Annotated in this window: 10 protein-coding genes; 4 read left to right on the forward strand and 6 right to left on the reverse strand. The window is 56.6% G+C overall.

The annotated features are described in order from the left end of the window. Positions 1 to 10 precede the first annotated feature (10 nt). Genes OHL21_RS17530 through OHL21_RS17545 form a run of 4 tightly spaced genes read right to left on the reverse strand, consistent with a single transcriptional unit; the run spans position 11 to position 3,769 of the window. Positions 11 to 1,129 (reverse strand): ABC transporter permease, encoded by a 1,119-nt coding sequence (locus OHL21_RS17530; RefSeq protein ID WP_263418586.1) that lies wholly within the window; start codon positions 1,127 to 1,129, stop codon positions 11 to 13. Further along, positions 1,129 to 2,055: an ABC transporter ATP-binding protein gene (locus tag OHL21_RS17535; RefSeq protein ID WP_263418587.1), complete on the reverse strand. Its 927-nt coding sequence runs from the start codon at positions 2,053 to 2,055 to the stop codon at positions 1,129 to 1,131. Before OHL21_RS17535 ends, OHL21_RS17530 begins: the two co-directional genes overlap by 1 nt. After that, on the reverse strand, positions 2,052 to 3,179 hold the full coding sequence (locus tag OHL21_RS17540; RefSeq protein ID WP_263418588.1) for an HlyD family secretion protein: 1,128 nt from the start codon (positions 3,177 to 3,179) through the stop codon (positions 2,052 to 2,054). The genes OHL21_RS17535 and OHL21_RS17540 overlap by 4 nt, the downstream gene beginning before the upstream one ends. Next, the gene (locus tag OHL21_RS17545; RefSeq protein ID WP_263418589.1) at positions 3,176 to 3,769 is read right to left on the reverse strand and encodes a TetR/AcrR family transcriptional regulator; all 594 of its coding nucleotides are present in this window, start codon (positions 3,767 to 3,769) and stop codon (positions 3,176 to 3,178) included. Before OHL21_RS17545 ends, OHL21_RS17540 begins: the two co-directional genes overlap by 4 nt. A 404-nt stretch (positions 3,770 to 4,173) precedes the next feature. Here OHL21_RS17545 and OHL21_RS17550 point away from each other — a divergent pair, with 404 nt between their 5' ends. The 3 genes from OHL21_RS17550 (at position 4,174) to OHL21_RS17560 (ending at position 10,405) form a co-directional block, all read left to right on the forward strand. Continuing rightward, on the forward strand, positions 4,174 to 7,623 hold the full coding sequence (locus tag OHL21_RS17550) for a TonB-dependent receptor (RefSeq protein ID WP_263418590.1): 3,450 nt from the start codon (positions 4,174 to 4,176) through the stop codon (positions 7,621 to 7,623). Between the two features lie 476 nt (positions 7,624 to 8,099). Further along, a complete protein-coding gene (locus OHL21_RS17555) occupies positions 8,100 to 9,302 on the forward strand; it encodes an SGNH/GDSL hydrolase family protein (RefSeq protein WP_263418591.1) in 1,203 nt (400 codons plus the stop codon). Positions 9,303 to 9,466: 164 nt separating this feature from the next. Further along, entirely contained in the window at positions 9,467 to 10,405 is a 939-nt protein-coding gene (locus OHL21_RS17560; protein ID WP_263418592.1) for a nucleoside hydrolase, read from the forward strand. A 43-nt stretch (positions 10,406 to 10,448) separates the two neighbouring features. Here the strand turns inward: OHL21_RS17560 and OHL21_RS17565 are convergent, their stop codons facing one another. After that, positions 10,449 to 11,861 (reverse strand): alpha/beta hydrolase family protein, encoded by a 1,413-nt coding sequence (locus OHL21_RS17565; RefSeq protein ID WP_263418593.1) that lies wholly within the window; start codon positions 11,859 to 11,861, stop codon positions 10,449 to 10,451. Between the two features lie 166 nt (positions 11,862 to 12,027). On the opposite strand from OHL21_RS17565, the gene OHL21_RS17570 reads away from it, so the two are divergent. After that, the gene (locus OHL21_RS17570; protein ID WP_263418594.1) at positions 12,028 to 14,352 is read left to right on the forward strand and encodes a glycoside hydrolase family 2 TIM barrel-domain containing protein; all 2,325 of its coding nucleotides are present in this window, start codon (positions 12,028 to 12,030) and stop codon (positions 14,350 to 14,352) included. 48 nt (positions 14,353 to 14,400) lie between these two features. Here the strand turns inward: OHL21_RS17570 and OHL21_RS17575 are convergent, their stop codons facing one another. Continuing rightward, positions 14,401 to 16,593 carry an outer membrane protein assembly factor BamB family protein gene (locus tag OHL21_RS17575; protein ID WP_263418595.1) on the reverse strand — a complete coding sequence of 731 codons (2,193 nt, stop codon included), beginning with the start codon at positions 16,591 to 16,593 and terminating at the stop codon, positions 14,401 to 14,403. Positions 16,594 to 16,620 lie beyond the last annotated feature (27 nt).

The raw sequence follows: 16,620 nt of genomic DNA on the forward strand, positions 1-16,620 counted from the left end.
TTAATCAGATCTACGCATGCTGCTGTTGGCGCACGAACAACCATGCCGCAATCCCAGTTGCCGCACAGCCCATCACAAGCAGAATCATCGCATCCAGCAACAGATCCTGAAGGCCGGCGCCGCGCAGCACAACACCGCGCAAGATGCGGATGTAGTACGTAGTCGGAACCAGCTTACTGAGCACAGCGAAGAAGGGCGGCATATTCTCGATCAGAAAGATGTAGCCGGAGAGGAAGACTGAAGGCAGAATCGTCGCCATCGCAAGCTGAAAGGCCTCTGCTTGTGTCTGCGCCTTAGTGGAGATAATCAGCCCGAGGCCAAGCACCGTCAGCAGGAAAGGCACCGACAGAACCAGCAACGTCAGCACATTTCCATGCACCGGCACCAGGAAGACCACGCGCATAACCGCCAGGATCACGCACAACTCCGCAAAGGCCATGACGCCATACGGAATCATCTTGCCGACCATCAGCCCCAGCGGAGCCACCGGCGTCATGGTCAACTGCTCCAGCGTGCCGCGCTCCCGTTCACGCACCAGGCTCAACGCCACCATCAGGATCACCATCATCTGCAGCAATACCGCAATCAGACCTGGGATAAAGAAGTTCGCTGAACGTGTGCTGGGGTTGTAGAGAACCGATGGCCTCACTTCTACCGGCATGGGCGAGTTGCCCAGTAACTGCGTAAGCGAGAGCTGCATCGCCACACCGGTGGAAGCATTTGTAGCCTGCCCGGCAACCGATGAGTCCGAGCCATCCATCAGCACCAGCACGCTGGCGGTGTTGCCTTCCTGCAAGCGGCGCGCGTAGTCATATGGAATCCGCACGCCGACCCTTGCTTTGCCTGCACGAATGGCGCTATCCAGCTTATCCGCGGAGTCTACGTGAGCCACGATATGGAATGAGTCTGACGCCGCAAGTTTGTCGACAAACTGCCTGCTTTGCGGCGTATGAGACTCGTCCAGAATGGCCGTCGCAATCTGGCGCACGTTCGTGTCCACGGCAAGGCCAAGCAGGAACAACTGCATCAGCGGCACAGCCAACGTAAAGAATAGAGTTGTCGGGTCGCGCCGGATATGCGTGAACTCTTTGCGGCAGATGGGCCATAGACCGTAGAAGAGATCCTTCATCACCGCTCCTTCATGATCTCGTAGGTCAACGTGACGAAGACGTCTTCAAGCGATGGAACAACTGGCTCTACAGATGCCCCACTGAGCTGCTGTCGAATAGCTTCCAGATCATGCTGCTCCACCAGGGCATGAATCGAGCGTCCGAAGATCGTCGCTTCGCGAACACCCCTCATCGATCGCAGACGCGTCAGTTCCACGGAAGCATCAGGCGCTTCAATCTGTACCCGCACTGTTCCCTTCGGATTAGCCGCAGGCAGCTGCTGCAATTCGGCAACGGTGCCAATCGCCGCCAGCTTTGAAAGATAGATATAGCCGACACGGCCGCAGCGTTCAGCTTCATCCATGTAGTGCGTCGTCACGAAAAAAGTAACGCCCTGTCCCGAAAGCTGAAAGAACAGATCCCATAGTGACCGCCGCGCTACGGGGTCGATACCGGCCGTCGGCTCATCCAGAAAGACCACCTGTGGCGAATGAATGATGGCACAGCACAACGACAGTCGCTGCTTCCATCCGCCTGAGAGTGCACCTACACGTCGCCGCAGATACGGCTCCATGCCGGTCAACGCAAGCAACTCCTTCGTGCGCTGCTCTGCTTGCGTTCCTTTGATGCCATACACACCGGCGTAGAACGTCAGGTTCTCCGCCACCGTCAGGTCTTCATACAAACCGAACTTCTGCGACATGTATCCGACGTGGCGGCGAATCTCCGCTGCTTGCTTGCGGATATCCATTCCGAGGATGGTGCCCGTGCCTTCAGTTGGCGTCAGCAGACCACATAAGGCTTTGATGATCGTCGTCTTCCCCGAGCCGTTTGGTCCAAGGAATCCAAACAATTCCCCCTTGCCTACCTGGAAACTCACGTCCTGCACGGCCGTAAAACTGCCAAAGCGGATTGTCATGCCCTCTGCCGTGATCGCTGGAGTCATGGCAGGCGCACCGTTGCTGCCATGCCCGATTTCAGCACGCCGTCGGGGTTATCAATCGTTACCTTTGCACCAAATACCTGGTGCTGGCGGTCATCGCGCGTCTGCACATTCCGCGGTAGAAATTCGGACGAAGCATTCACCTGCATCACGTGTCCGGTAAAGCTGCGGCCACCAAAGGAGTCCAACGTGACCGTTGCCTCTTGGCCTACCTTTATCTTGGCCATCTCCGTCTCAGGGACATAGATCCTGACCCAGAGCTGCGAGCTCTCAAGCATCGTCAGCACAATGCGTCCAGCGGGAACCAAGTCTCCGCTGCGCACACTTACCGTCTCAATCAAGCCATCTGCCGGGGCCGTCAGTTCTGCTTCGCGCAGTCGCGCCTGCAATTCTTCGACATGACCTTTAGCCTGTGCCACCCGCCCGCGCGCAGCCTGGATATCCTCCTTGCGATAGCCGCGCTGCGTCAGCGTAGCCGCAGCTTTGGCCTGTAGATACCGTTGTTCGGCCGCATCCAGATCTTCTTTGCGCGTACCGGCCTGCAATAGCTTCAACCGCTGCCTCGCGGACTCCGCCTTCTGCGCCATCGCATCGCGTTTCGCCAATGCGTCATCGTACTGCTGCCGCGAGATCGTCTCACCCCGCACCAGCATTGCCATACGGTTGAAAGTCACCTCCGCGTTGAGCGCATCTGCCTGTGCTGCGTCGTAGTCAGCCTGTGCCTGCGCAAGCTCCTGCGTGCGCGGCCCGCTCTTCGCGGCCTCGTACGCTGCCTGCTGTGCTCGTGCCGTAGCCTCGGCCTGGGCAATCTCTTCAGGACGGTTACCGTGCTCCAACTTGGCAAGATCTGCCTCGGCCTGCTCCACCGAGGCCCGCGATTGCGCTAACTGTGCCTTCAGCTCATCCGCCTCAAAGCGCACCAGCGTGGTAGAGGCTTTCACCATCTGGCCCTCTTCGACGGCAACGTCGGTCACACGGCCACCGACCTTCGATCCAACCTCGATCTCGCGCGTTTCCACCGTACCGGAGTAGACCAACGCCTTCGGTCTGCGTAACAGCCAGTACGACAGGACAAAAATCGTCACCAGGATTACGCCGCCACCCGCGATCACTGCGGTCCGCTTCATACGACCCCCGCAAACGCGACACCCAGCCGCTGCTCCAGCGTATGCGAAAGCCAGTTCACCGGCAGCTCTTCATTGACCATCCATTCGAGCATGGTTGCCATCAAGACGGCGAATATCGTCTCAGCTACCATACGCGGGGCAAATAGCTTTTTCCTGCGTGACATCCGCTCGATCAAACCACTCAGGACTTCCACTGCTTCTGCACGCCGTTCCAGCAGATAGCCATACGACGCCGGCTGAAACCACGCCAACATCATCAGCTTGCGATGCCCGCGAGCGATCTCTTCATGCTCTCGCGCAATCCGCAGAATGAAGGCAAGTATCTCGTCCCGTGTGGCAGGGTGGGCGGCTGTCTCCATCTGCCCGGCGAATTCCTTCAGCCGCTCTACACGTAAACGCGCAATCTCAGGGAGGATCAACTCCTTGCGCGCAAAGTAGTTGAACAAGGTCGCACGCGAGACGCCCGCGGCCTCGCTGATGGCGTCCATGGAAACCGCGTCATATCCATCCCGGATGAAGAGATCGTAGGCGGCGCGCACCATCTCCATGCGGGTCTGTTCCTTCTGCCGTTCGCGAAGTGAGCTGGCCATTTGCCTAACACTATAGTCCAAAATTTGGACTTAAATATAATTTTTGCGGCCTATTTCTCTACGCGCATTGCGGCTTGAAACCTACTCATGAGACAGAAAGTTGCGATATCGCTCAAAATATCGGCCGAAGCGACAGCCTGAAGAATGTCGTCCAGACGATATCGAATGACGATTGAGCTCGCTGACGAGCAAGTTCAATCCCATCTATTGGATACCGATAGGTCTCAAAAGATCGAGGATCTGGTTACTGATGGTATAAAGCTCAATCTTCATGCAATCTCTTTTCTTGACAGCCTCTCTCAGGCTCTTCTAGTTTTCTCGTGGCCCAAATAGACATCTTTGGGTGTCACTAGAGTCGAGTTTCTTTAACTGCGGTGTTTCGGCACCTTTTCTTGGAGGCAGCGATGAGCCTGCTACGACATTTCGGAATGTCGCGTTTTATCTTTGTTCTGTTCCTTCTTCTTCTCTTACCGTCCATTACAAACGCACAGACCGTCTCTGCCACATTGGTTGGCACTGTTACGGACAAGACCGGCGCGGCCGCGCCAAACGCCCGGGTAGTCGCACGCGAAACCTCTACCAACGCACTGCGGGAGGCCATCACGAACGATAGCGGCAACTATACGTTCTCTGATATTCCCCCGGGCAACTACGCCATCTCCGTCGAGATGCAGGGTTTCAAGAAAGAGACCCGCGCATCCGTCGATGTGATCGTAAACACAACTTCGCGCGTGGACTTTAGCCTTACCCCTGGTGCGGCGACTGAAGAGATTACTGTCACGGATACCATTCCGCTGCTGCAGACAGACCGTGCGGACGTCAGCACCAAGCTGGAAGCGGAAAAACTCGCGAACCTGCCCGTGGGGACCAACCGCAATTTCCAGTCTCTGCTTAATCTTGTACCCGGCACGACGCCGGCGACGTTCCAGCACTCACAGTTCTTCAACGCCAGCGCATCGCTGCAGACAGAAGCGAACGGTCTGCCTCGCATGGGCAACGTCTATCAGATCGAAGGTATTGACGACAATGAACGTACCGGCCTGCTGCAGGTGCTCATTCCTCCGGCAGATTCAATTCAGACGGTAGATACGTCGACCAACAACTACGAAGCGGAGCTTGGGCGCGCTGTCGGCGCCGTAGTGAATGTGACGTTGAAATCTGGAAGCAATGCATTCCACGGCAGCGCTTCAGAGTATCTACAGAACGACTACCTCAACGCGCGCTCGTACTTCTCGACTAAAGTAGGCAAAGTTGCCTACAACTACTTCGGCGGCAACCTGAGCGGTCCCATCATCAAGGACAAGCTGTTCTTCTATGGCGATTACTTCCGCACCTCCGACCATGAAGCCAATAGCAACACGGTAACGATTCCGTTCAAGAAGGCGACGACCTGCGTCGGTGGCTTCTACGATCTGAGCGATGGCTATACTGCAAACGGTAAGGGCCAGGTCTATGACCCTTCAACGGGCACTCAGAGCGGCAGCAACACCGGCCGGGGCCGTACGCCGTTTGCCGGCAACCTCATTCCCTGCGGACGCGTGAACCCGGTCAGCGCAGCTCTGCTGGCGCTGATGCCGGCGCCCAATACAAACCTCAGTTCAACTGGCTCACCCAGCAACAACTACTTCATCAATCTTCCATTTCAGAAGACCTCGGACAACTATGACGGCAAGGTCGACTGGCAGATCAGGGCCACGGATCGCCTGAGCGGCCGCTTCAGCTATCAAAAGAACAACCTGTTTCAGGCGCCAATCTTCGGCAACTTTGCCGGCGGACCTTCTCCGAACGGAGGCTTCGCAGGGCGCGGCGTTCAGAAAGCATGGAGCACAGGCGGCAACTACACGCACACTTTCTCGCCCACACTCCTCACCGAGGTCCGTCTGGGCGTGGCTCACTACAGGAACGACGCGCAACCTTCTGACTACGGCAACAAGGATGCAACCACTATTGGCGTTCCAGGTGTGAATCTTGACGCCTTGACCTCCGGCCAGGTGGGCATCAATCTTGGCAGCTTCTCGCAGCCGACCATCGGCTACTCCGCTTCTCTGCCGTGGATCCGGGCAGAGGCAAACATTGACTTCGTCAATCACTGGACGAAGGTTATGGGCAACCATCAGTTCAAGTTCGGTGTAGATCTTCGCCGGGTGCGCGATGATTTGCTTCAGGGCCAGACATACAGCCCCCGTGGACTCTACACCTTCGGCCAGAATCAGACCGGATTGAACGGCGGCCCTGCGACTGACTTTCACAACGATCTTGCTTCCTTCCTGCTTGGCCTGCCGAGTGCCGCCGGCCGTGACCTGTTCACCTATTTCCCCACCTATCGTCAGTGGTGGTTCTTTGCCTTTGCAGGCGATAAATGGAATGCCACATCAAGGCTAACGCTGGACTACGGCCTGCGCTGGGAGTTCTATCCGCCGGCCACAGCTCGCAAGGCAGGACAGTTCTCCAACTACAACCCCTCGAATAACACGCTGGTAATCGCAGGAATCGGCGGCAACCCTTCCAACCTGGGAATGACGACGCGATACAGCTACTTCGCTCCCCGTACAGGCTTTGCCTTCCGCGTGAATGACAAGCTGGTGGTCCGTGGCGGCTTTGGCATGAGCTACATGCCGTTTGAAGACAACAGCTATGCCTATAACTATCCGGTACGCGCCAATAACGCGTATTCCCAATCCACATTACAGAACAGCTACGGTCCTGCCGTGCTGGCCGACAACACGACACCGGCGACCTTCCAGGCAGGCTTCCCGGCTCCCGTGCCGGTGACGGTTCCCTCCAACGGCATCATCTCGATTGCTCCGGGTACCGCTCTGAACTCTTCTTCTTATACTTATATTCCGCTGAACTATCGCAATCCATACGTAGAGAGCTATAACCTGTTTGTGCAGCAGGCTCTGCCATGGGATTTCTCGCTGTCGGTTGGCTATGTCGGCAATCACGGCGTGGGGATGGGTGCAGGACAGAACATCAATCTCTCTTCGCGTCTTGGCGGCGGCAATGCTGACCTGCCATTGAATATCGCCTTCGGAAGGACGGCAGCAGTCACGCAGTACTTCATCGGCACGTCCACCAACTACAACTCGCTTCAGGTATCGTTGAACCGTCGCTTCACGCACGGCTTCTCCAACATCACCTCGTTCACCTATGGCAAAGGGCTGAATCTTTTCAATGGAGACGATGGTGGCTTCATGTTCTATCAGAACATTCGCCGCAACTACGCTCCTACCGATTACGACCGCAAGTTCAACCTACAGGAGGCGTTTACCTACGAGCTTCCGTTCGGTAGAGGCAAAAAGTTCTTCAATCATGGAATTGGGGCCTACACCGTCGGAGGTTGGAAGCTGTCGGGCGTAGTCTCGGTTGTGAGCGGTACCCCATTCACCGTAACCGCGAACAATAATCTCAATACGCCGGGCTGGACCCAGACGGCCAACCTCACTGGCAAGTTCACCAAGCTGGGTGGCGGACCGGGACATAAGTGGTTCGATACCTCGGTCTTCTCGCAGCCGGCAGGTTGCACGGCTGTCTGCTCGGAGAACTCGGGCACAACGGTCGGCAACACGGCGCGCAACGCATTCCGCGGACCTGGATTTGTGCAGAACAACGCTTCGATCTTCAAAACGTTCCCGGTCTATAAGGAAGGCACCACATTGGATATCCGTATGGACGTCTTCCAGGTGTCGAATACTCCACAATTTGCAACTCCAACCACCAGCACTGGTCCGGATGTTGCGAACATTACCGGCGGAACCTTCGGTCAGATCACCCGCACCATTGGCAGTGGCAGTGGTGTGAATGGAACGGGAGGCGGCCGCTCACTGCAACTGGCCGCGATCCTGAAGTTCTAAAACTCAGCAGCGCCCAAACGAGACGACCTCGTACAAAAGTACGAGGTCGTCTCATTTAAGCTCTCAACCATAAGCCTGCTGTACTTAACTCTGACGGCTTCGTGCTTCGCAATATAAGCGGGATCGATGTCGACACCCAGCCCAGGTCCAGAGGGAACTGTCATCGCGCCATGTGCAGTTGACCTCGATTCAAAGCCATTTTTTTATTCAGCCTTTGCTCGTGACCGTTTTGGACTATCGGCAGCGAGAACATACTAGAGCATTTTCACTGTTGCTGGGTATTCCGGAAAAGGTATGCAGCGGCGTTTTCATTGCGGAAAACGCCCATAAATGTGGAAGCCCTGCTCTACACCTACAGTGAAAATGGTCTAGTGTCCTGTGTGCATTGCTGTCCGCGAGTCAAGCCTTGCCCAAAGAGTCCCAAGTTTGGCACCATCGATTGCATTATTGATTTTTTACCTCGGAGCGTTTTCTCAATGCGTGTTCAGCAATGGTGTGCGATTGGCTTTCTGCTTACAACGATCTCAATGACAGGGGCTCAGACTGCGACCCCCATGGTGATGACGGGAACCTGGGCTACCGCGCCCGTCCAGGCGCTCACCAAAACCACCGACACCGGTGATAAGACGATTCGCAACATCGTTCACGTTTCCCTTGGATCAACCGACACCGTCAGTGTGCAGTTGACCAATGAGTTCGGGATTGAACCGCTCACCGTAGGCGCCGCCACCATCGCCCTCAGACAGACGGACAATACAGTGTCCACACCCGTTGCCTTGTCCTTTCAGGGGCAGGCGAGCATTGTGATTCCCCCCGGCAAGTTCGTCTGGAGCGATGCGGTTCATTTGCCCTTCCCTGCGATGAGCGACGTTGCCGTAAGCCTGTTTATCCCCACGCAGCCAATGACCTTCGTCTCTCAACATAACTTTGCGGATGCAACCAACTATCTGGCTCCGGGAAACCAAGTATCCGCCCTTACCCTGACAGACGCAACGAAGTTGATGAGCTTCCGCTACCTGAAATCTGTCGCGGTCTCCTCTCCTTCCCAGGGAGCTGTTCTCTGTTTTGGCGACAGCATCACAGATGGCTCCAGAAGTACTGTCGATACGAACCAGCGCTGGCCTGATCTACTGGCCAAGCGTTTGGCGGCCAATCCCGCAACGGCAACCATGGCCGTGATGAATGTTGGGATTGGCGGCAATCGCGTTCTCCACGATGTAACCGGCCCAAGTGCGCTGTCGCGATTCGACCGCGATGTTCTGGAGCTTGCGAACGTCAAGTATGTCGTTCTGCTGGAAGGTATTAACGACATCGGACACAGCTATGACCAGAAGAATCCCTACGATCATGTATCGGTTCAGGAGCTCATCGCGGCAGATCGTCTGCTGATCACACGCGCTCACGCAAACGGACTGAAGATCATCGGTGCAACACTTACGCCATACCTCCCTACCGGATACTCTTCGCCCGCGGGAGAGCAGGTGCGTGCTGCACTGAACCAGTGGATACGGACAGGAGGCGAATTTGATGGCGTCATTGATTTCGACAAAGCGACATCCGACTCCGCAAAGCGGGACGCATTTCTTCCCACCTACGACAGCGGCGATCACCTACACCCGAACGATGCGGGAATGAAAGGCATGGCCGATTCCATCGATCTGACGCTATTCACGAAATAGAGTATTTTCACTGTTGCTGGGTATCCCGGAAAAGGCGTGCAGCGACGTTTTCATTGCGGAAAACGCCCATAGATGCGGATCCTCTGGGTACACCTGCAGTGAAATGCTCTAGCGTAACGGCTTGCCGAGATTGGGGCAGGATTTTCTGGAAGGTGGTGGAGAAGATGCACAGCATCAGACGAATTTATTGCTTCGCGATACTACTTTGCCTGTTGGCGCAGCCTTCACATAGCCAGACAGCGGCGCCCATTTCTGCCAGCCACCAGGTCATCCTCGATACTGACATCGGCGACGACATCGATGATGCATTTGCCCTGGCGCTTGCACTTCAGAGCAGAGAAATCAGCCTGCTCGGCGTTACAACCGCCACCGGGGATACACAGACCCGTGCCCAGCTTGCCCTTCGCATGCTGCGCGAGTCTGGACACGGTTCTATCCCGGTGGCTCCAGGGCGGGCGACACGCCCGCCTACAACGCTCACTCAGGAAGACTTTGCCAAAGACGTAGACTTCCGAGGAGTTCGCCTTCCTTCCGCGGTTGACTTCACTCTGGCGCAGATTCGTAAACATCCACGTCAGATTGAACTGGTGGCGATTGGCCCTCTTACCAATCTGGCAGACATGATTGACAAAGATCCCGCGACATTTCACCTTCTGAAGAGAATCGTGATCATGGGAGGCGATATCCCAACCGAGACCGAAAAAGCTTCGCCAGAGTGGAACATCAAGAACGACATCGCTGCGGCGCAGAAGGTCTTCAGTTCCGGGGTTCCCATGACGGTGTTCCCTCTCAATTCCACTCGCTTGAGACTCGATCCGGAGAAACGGAAGACCATCTTCCGTCATGCATCTCCCCTTACCTATATGCTGACGGCACTCTACTATCAGTGGGGTCAAGAGACGCCCACCCTTTACGATGCGATGACCATCGCATCACTGCTGCAGCCGGATGTTTGCCCGACCATGCCGATGCAGGTAAGTGTCGACGAAAAAGGATCGACCGTCCCATCCTCCGGAAGGCCCAACGTAGAGGTCTGCCTCACGGCCCATGAAGAGCAGTTCTTCCAGCTTTACCTGCAGCGCATACTGGCGCAACGTCCATAGCCTGCGTGCAATTCGACAGAAGAGGGATTTGTTAGATTCGACGTTACTTTCCCTGGAAGATGCGATCGGCAAACTCAATAAAGTACGGCCAATTTGGTGCGGGAGTGTGGCCATACTGGTGCTGCCGGAATGCGATTCTGCCGGTATTGACGAACGTATTCATGGGCGGAAAGGTGCTGGTATTCAATCCTTTCACTCCATAGACCTCCCAGGCCGGACTAGCCGCCGCGGCTGCCATGAACATGCCCTGAGCATCTTGCCAGGCATCTCCGGGAAGGTACTTCGGGTCTTCGATGAAGGCTCCTCCACCGATAAACAGAGCGCGTGGAGCAGCCAGAGCGATGAATTCGTGGCTATCCACCGGCATCTCATTGGTCGTGTGACCTGCGGCGGCATAACGCAGGAAATTCCCTGCAAACCAGTGAAACTCTGAGTTGCCCGCCAGATTACCCATCGCTTCGCCATAGTTGCGGCGGTAAAGGTTGGCTCCGCCTGCGCCCGAAGACGAGATGTACCCGATGGCGATGCGCGGATCGTCAACCATGGCAACCAACGCAGCCTTGCCTCCACGCGAATGACCAGTGACGCCAATCTTCGTGCCATCCACATCTGGATCAGTCAGCAGATAGTCCACGATGCGGCTGTCGCCCCATCCCCACGCGCGCAGGACACCCCAATCGTCCAGGCTGCGGGGCTGCCCCTTGTTCACCAGACCGATAATGCCGCTGGTCAGGCCCGCGCCGTTGTCGGCCTGCACTTCGTTCGAGACGCGGCTGACAAAACCCCATCCATGCTTCAGCAGAAGCTCCGAGGAGTCCGGCGGATTCTCCGGCATGGACAGCATATGCACCGGCTGGCCCGCTGCCGCTGGCGGACGGACTGGGCGTGGGCGGGTCGATCCACCGCCGATGATAACGGGCACCTTCTTGCCTTTTGCTGACACCGGTGTCACCAAGTCGGCGTGGATATCAACAGTGATGGCTGGATACGCCGAGTTATCCGTGTGCCCAACGAGATGTTTCACAACCGCCGGGACGCCAGAGACCGCCGTCTCCTCTGTGCCGGCAACCGTCCAGCTCACCGATGGGATCGTCGCGGGGAATTTGCCGTAAATATCGTCGTCAAACAGCGCTTTGATCTCCTTGCGCCGCTGCTCCCACTGCGCTCGCGTCTTTACCTTGGTTCCGTTCTGCAGTGTCATCAACTCCGGCAGCTTGGGAAAGGGATTCGCCTTGGACTCGTCGTAGTTCGCATTTCCCGGCTTGCCGATATCGTATGCGGTCACGCCCGGTTGCATCGCCGTAATGCCCAGCAGTTTCAGCTCTCGATTGCGCTCGGCGGCATTGCCCGCTTCAATGCGCGCCCGCTCCTCCGGAGAAGGCATCTGGCCCACTACGGCGCCAGTAACGACGATTGCGCTAAACGCAGCCAAAGCAAGCCTGGTGCGGATCTTCATAGGTCTCCTCAGAAAGTAGAGTCGATCACGATGCTGTAGCATGCGACATGGGATTTAGTTTCGAACCCGAATAATACTCCTTCGCGGCGTTGAAGTGCACCGGGGATCGCGGGCGCCGAGGGCTCTCGCAATGGCAGAACGAACGATATCCAGAAGCCTATGATGGATGTCGCGTATGACGATCACCCGCAGAGCCTTTACCTACAGTGCTGCCGCTACTCTTTTGGCTACCACCGGGCCTCAGTTCACTTCGGCCGCACCAGTATCCAATCTGACGCGTGATCGGGACCTTTCAACGGAATGGGATCTCTATGCTGAAGGAGAGATCGCTCAACGGGCAATCAACCTTCCGCATTCCCCGGTAGCTCTATCCTGGCATCAATGGCAATCGTCTTCCTGGGAAAAAGTGTGGGTGTACCGGCGAAACGTAACCCTGCCGAATCTCTTGTCAAAAGAACGGCTTTTTCTTTCCGTCGAGCGCGCGTTGGCCAGCGCACAGGTGATAGTGAATGGGCGCCCGGTCGGATCTCACGAAGGAGGTTTCACTCCCTTCGAGTGCGAGATTACAGACGCAGTACGCACCGGGACAAATCAGATTGAGATCCAGCTTGATTCAAGATGGTTGAATGTTCCGCCTTCCGGATCTCCGAAGGGAGTCGCCTCCGTAGACTACTATCTTCCAGGCGGCATCAACGGCCGCATCACACTACGGACGCAGCCGCGAACTGCGATTACAGACCTTTGGGCACAATCCAAAGCGGTCTTGAGTGATTCCCCAACTCTCGAAGTTCTAGTCAGCGTGGACGCGGACACGACCTCCGATGCGATCCTCGCCGCCAGACTCTTCGATGAAAGCAAGCTTGTTCATTCCCAGAGGCAGCCTCAAAAACTAGTTGCCGGCATAGAGATAGCGACACTGGTAATGGAGCCGCTCCATGGAATCAAACTTTGGAGTCCCGACACTCCCAGCCTCTATCGACTGGAGACCTCCCTTCTCATCAAGGGCCGAACGGTACACACCAGGTCGATTCGTTTCGGATTTCGGGATGCACGCTTCGAGCTTGACGGCTTTTATCTGAACGGAAAGAAAACCCGAATCTTCGGTCTGGACCGTCATGAACTGTTTCCGTACGTCGGATTTGCCGCCTCGGAACGCTCCATGCGGCGGGATGCAGCCTACCTTCGCAATATTCTCAACTGCAACATGGTTCGCTGCTCACATTATCCGCAGTCTCCTGCGTTTCTCGACGCCTGCGATGAACTGGGACTTCTGGTCTGGGAAGAGATCCCTGGCTGGCAGTATCTCGGCGATGCGGCATGGAAGGATGTTGCGCTTCGAAACGTTGAGGAGATGATTCGGAGAGACCGTCATCACCCTTCCATCATCATCTGGGGCACTCGCATTAACGAGTCGGCGAACGATCCCGCGTTCTATCAACGCACGCACGATCTTGCGAAGCAGCTCGATCCCACGCGGCCGACGTCGGGCAGTATGACGCCGTCATCCCGTTCCGATTGGAAGGAACATTGGCATGAGGACACGTTTGCCTTCGACGACTATCATGCCGCTTCCGACGGCAGCGTAGGTATCGATCCGGCCCTGCCGGGGGTGCCCTACATGCTTGCCGAGGCGGTTGGACAGTATTCCTACGGTACAGCCAAAAATTTCCTTAGGCGATACCGGCGGGCAGGTATCCCGGAGGAGCAGAATGCGCAGGCATTGCTTCACGCCCAGGCTCATGATCGTGCGGCAAGAGATCCGCGAAATGCCGGAGTGATTGCATGGTGCGCCTATGACTACGCCAGCCCGATGAATGCCTACAACGGGGTCAAGTGTCCCGGCGTTGTCGATACTTTCCGGATTCCGAAACTGGGCGCCTCCTTTTACATGGCGCAGGTCGATCCGGCGAAACGGGTGGTCCTTGAACCCAGCTTTTATTGGGACGCCAGACTGCATGTGAGTACGGGACCGGCGGCGATTTTTTCAAACTGCAACGAGCTCCGAGTCTTCCTGAACGATCAACATCAGGCAACGCTACAACCCGATATTACAAACTATCCGAAGACTGCCTACCCGCCCTTCATCACGGATCTCCCCTGGGAACAAGCAGGAACGTCCGTGTTGCGGATCGATGGGTATATCCGGGGGAAACGGGTTGTGTCGCGTTCCTTCACCGGAGACCGCACTCACGACCGGTTATGGGTTACAGCCGACGATGCCGCAATTGCAGGAGATGGAATCGACAGCACACGGGTCGCTTTCGGCGTAGAAGATGAGTTCGGGAACGCACGGCCCGTTGCCGATGGAGTGATCACTGTGACACTTAATGGCCCGGGCAAGATGGTCGGCGATACAACTTTCGATCTCACCGACTCGGGTGCGGTAGGAGCAGTTTGGGTTCGAGGCGTGCCTGGGCAACACGGATCTGTTCAACTCACGGTCAGCCATCCGGCATTTGCATCGAAATCCGTGGTCGTCAGTATGCTGTAACCCACCTCTCGGCGGCGCCAAGAAGTGGGCTACCCGTCCATGGAGCGCCTATTTCGGCGCGTTCTCGACCTTGGGGAGAGCAAAGGCTACATAAGAACCATGCACGATCTTCGGAGTCGTTGTGCCAAAGTATGTTGACGCAGCGGCGGCACAGAAAACGATGTATTGCCGCCCGCCGATCTCATAGACAGCCGGGATACCTTCAAGAGCCTCATCAACAGTAGCTTCCCAGAGGACCTTGCCACTGGATGAATCCAGTGCACGCACTTTATGATCGCGCGTGCCCGTGAAGATAAGGCCGCCCGCTGTCACAACCGGGCCGACCTTCGGCATCTGCGAGCCGGTGTCCTTTATGCCCTTTTCTGCAAGTTCAGGCACTTCGCCAAGCGCGATCTTCCAGCGGATATCGCCCGTGTTCAGATCGTATGCAGTAAGTGACGTCCAGGGAGGAGCAATCGCCGGAAGACCATTCCGTCCCACCATGAATCCAAACCCGCTGCGATAGTGCGCCGTCGTCGGATCCACAACCTTCGGCTTTGAAGCATCCACATCCACGGCGGGCGCGAGATCCGGCTGCGCAAGATAGGCGAGGACGTTGCCCGCATCCACTTCCGAAATTTTTGCAAACGCCGGCATCTGCCCTTTCCCGTACTGCATGACTTCGCGAATCTGCTCGTCTGATAGCCGCGTCCTGACGTCGGCCAGTGACGGGATGAGGGGCGGTTTTCCCGCACGATCCGCACCATGGCAGATGCTGCAATTTGCTTTATAAAGATCGCGGCCCTGCGCTACCGGAGGTCCGGACCGATCCACATCATTCGACAGCTCAAGCTTCAACATTGCGGGCAGATCTTTCGAAACGACATAGACCATCCCGGCAGGATCAGCCGCCGCGCCGCCAAAGTTCGCTCCGCCATTATTGCCTGGCATCTGCACGGTATTTTGTGTCGCCGGTGGCGTAAAGAGGCCGTGATTCTTCGCCTCCAGCATCTGTTTGCGAAATGTATCGCGCTCATCAGCATCGAGGTAAGGATTGATCTCGTCCGCAGTAAAGCTCTGCCGTGCAAAAGGCAACGGCTTGGTTGGAAACGGCTGCGTCGGCCAGGTCTCCTCGCCAGGCATGTCGGACTTCATCTGCGGCCGTTCTTCAATAGGCCACAGCGGCTTGCCGGTTGCCCGATCGAAGACCCACAGAAACCCCGTCTTGCCCGGCTGCGCAACAACATCGACCATCTTGCCGTCATGCTTCACCGTGGTCAGCATGGGCGTGGTGGCATTGTCATAGTCCCATATGTCGTGATGGACCATCTGGTAGTACCAGACAAGCTTCCCGGTACGCGCGTTCAAGGCGAGCAGCGAATCACCATAGAGGTTCTTGCCGAGCCGGTTTGCGCCATAGAAGTTGTACTTCGGACTGGCCGTAGGCACATAGACAATGCCACGTTTCTCATCCAGCGCCATGCCTTGCCAGGCATTGGCTCCGCCGGCCGTCTTCCAGGCATCCTTCGGCCAGGTTTCGTAACCTGCTTCCCCTGGATGCGGAATCGTATGGAAGATCCACGCCATCTTGCCCGTCAGCACGTCATAGGCGCGCACATCGCCCGGCGCCGAGTTGTACTCCTCATTCGTGGCAGAACCCAGAATGAGCAGATTCTCGTAGACCCGGCCAGGATTGACCGACTGCACCAGCGTCAGCGTATGCGGATCGCGCCCCAACCCCTCTCGCAGATCGACGCAACCGTTCTTACCGAAGGTCGTGATGCTCTTGCCCGTGCGCGCGTCGATCGCCTGCAGAGAGTTGTTCACGGCAAAAAGAAGCCGGCGGTCCGATCGGTCAGCACTCTCCCAGTAGTTCAGGCCGCGGTACGTAAGCAGGGTCGCCTTCGGATCCGTGGGATGCACCCACAGCTCTTTGCCCGTAGCTGCATCCAGCGCAACGATGGAGTTCTCTTTCGCCAGCACATACATCACGCCGTCAATCACAAGAGGATTGAAAAGATACTTGCGATTGTCGCTGGTGGAATACTTCCAAGCCACCTGCAACTGCTTCACATTGGTGCGATTGACCTGCCGCAGGGCTGAGTACTGAGCGCCATCCGCGGCGCCGCCATACTCCCGCCAGGTTGTGTGCGCCTTATCAGTGTGCGGCTTTGCGGATTGCGCCAGGAGAACACCGGGAACGAATCCGAGCATCGTTACGGCAATAGTTTGCCAGGGCCTGTTCAGGGAGCTGTTTTGCATGCCAATTTTCTCGTTATCGAAGCACTC

This window comes from Terriglobus albidus, from assembly GCF_025685425.1.
Classification (GTDB): domain Bacteria; phylum Acidobacteriota; class Terriglobia; order Terriglobales; family Acidobacteriaceae; genus Terriglobus; species Terriglobus albidus.

Excerpts from the sequence above, each read along its gene's own strand:
- OHL21_RS17545 (WP_263418589.1), bottom strand. The coding sequence starts at position 3,769 with ATGGCCAGCTCACTTCGCGAACGGCAGAAGGAACAGACCCGCATGGAG.
- OHL21_RS17535 (WP_263418587.1), bottom strand. The coding sequence starts at position 2,055 with ATGACTCCAGCGATCACGGCAGAGGGCATGACAATCCGCTTTGGCAGT.
- OHL21_RS17570 (WP_263418594.1), top strand. The coding sequence starts at position 12,028 with ATGTCGCGTATGACGATCACCCGCAGAGCCTTTACCTACAGTGCTGCC.
- OHL21_RS17530 (WP_263418586.1), bottom strand. The coding sequence starts at position 1,129 with ATGAAGGATCTCTTCTACGGTCTATGGCCCATCTGCCGCAAAGAGTTC.
- OHL21_RS17575 (WP_263418595.1), bottom strand. The coding sequence starts at position 16,593 with ATGCAAAACAGCTCCCTGAACAGGCCCTGGCAAACTATTGCCGTAACG.
- OHL21_RS17565 (WP_263418593.1), bottom strand. The coding sequence starts at position 11,861 with ATGAAGATCCGCACCAGGCTTGCTTTGGCTGCGTTTAGCGCAATCGTC.
- OHL21_RS17550 (WP_263418590.1), top strand. The coding sequence starts at position 4,174 with ATGAGCCTGCTACGACATTTCGGAATGTCGCGTTTTATCTTTGTTCTG.
- OHL21_RS17560 (WP_263418592.1), top strand. The coding sequence starts at position 9,467 with ATGCACAGCATCAGACGAATTTATTGCTTCGCGATACTACTTTGCCTG.
- OHL21_RS17540 (WP_263418588.1), bottom strand. The coding sequence starts at position 3,179 with ATGAAGCGGACCGCAGTGATCGCGGGTGGCGGCGTAATCCTGGTGACG.
- OHL21_RS17555 (WP_263418591.1), top strand. The coding sequence starts at position 8,100 with ATGCGTGTTCAGCAATGGTGTGCGATTGGCTTTCTGCTTACAACGATC.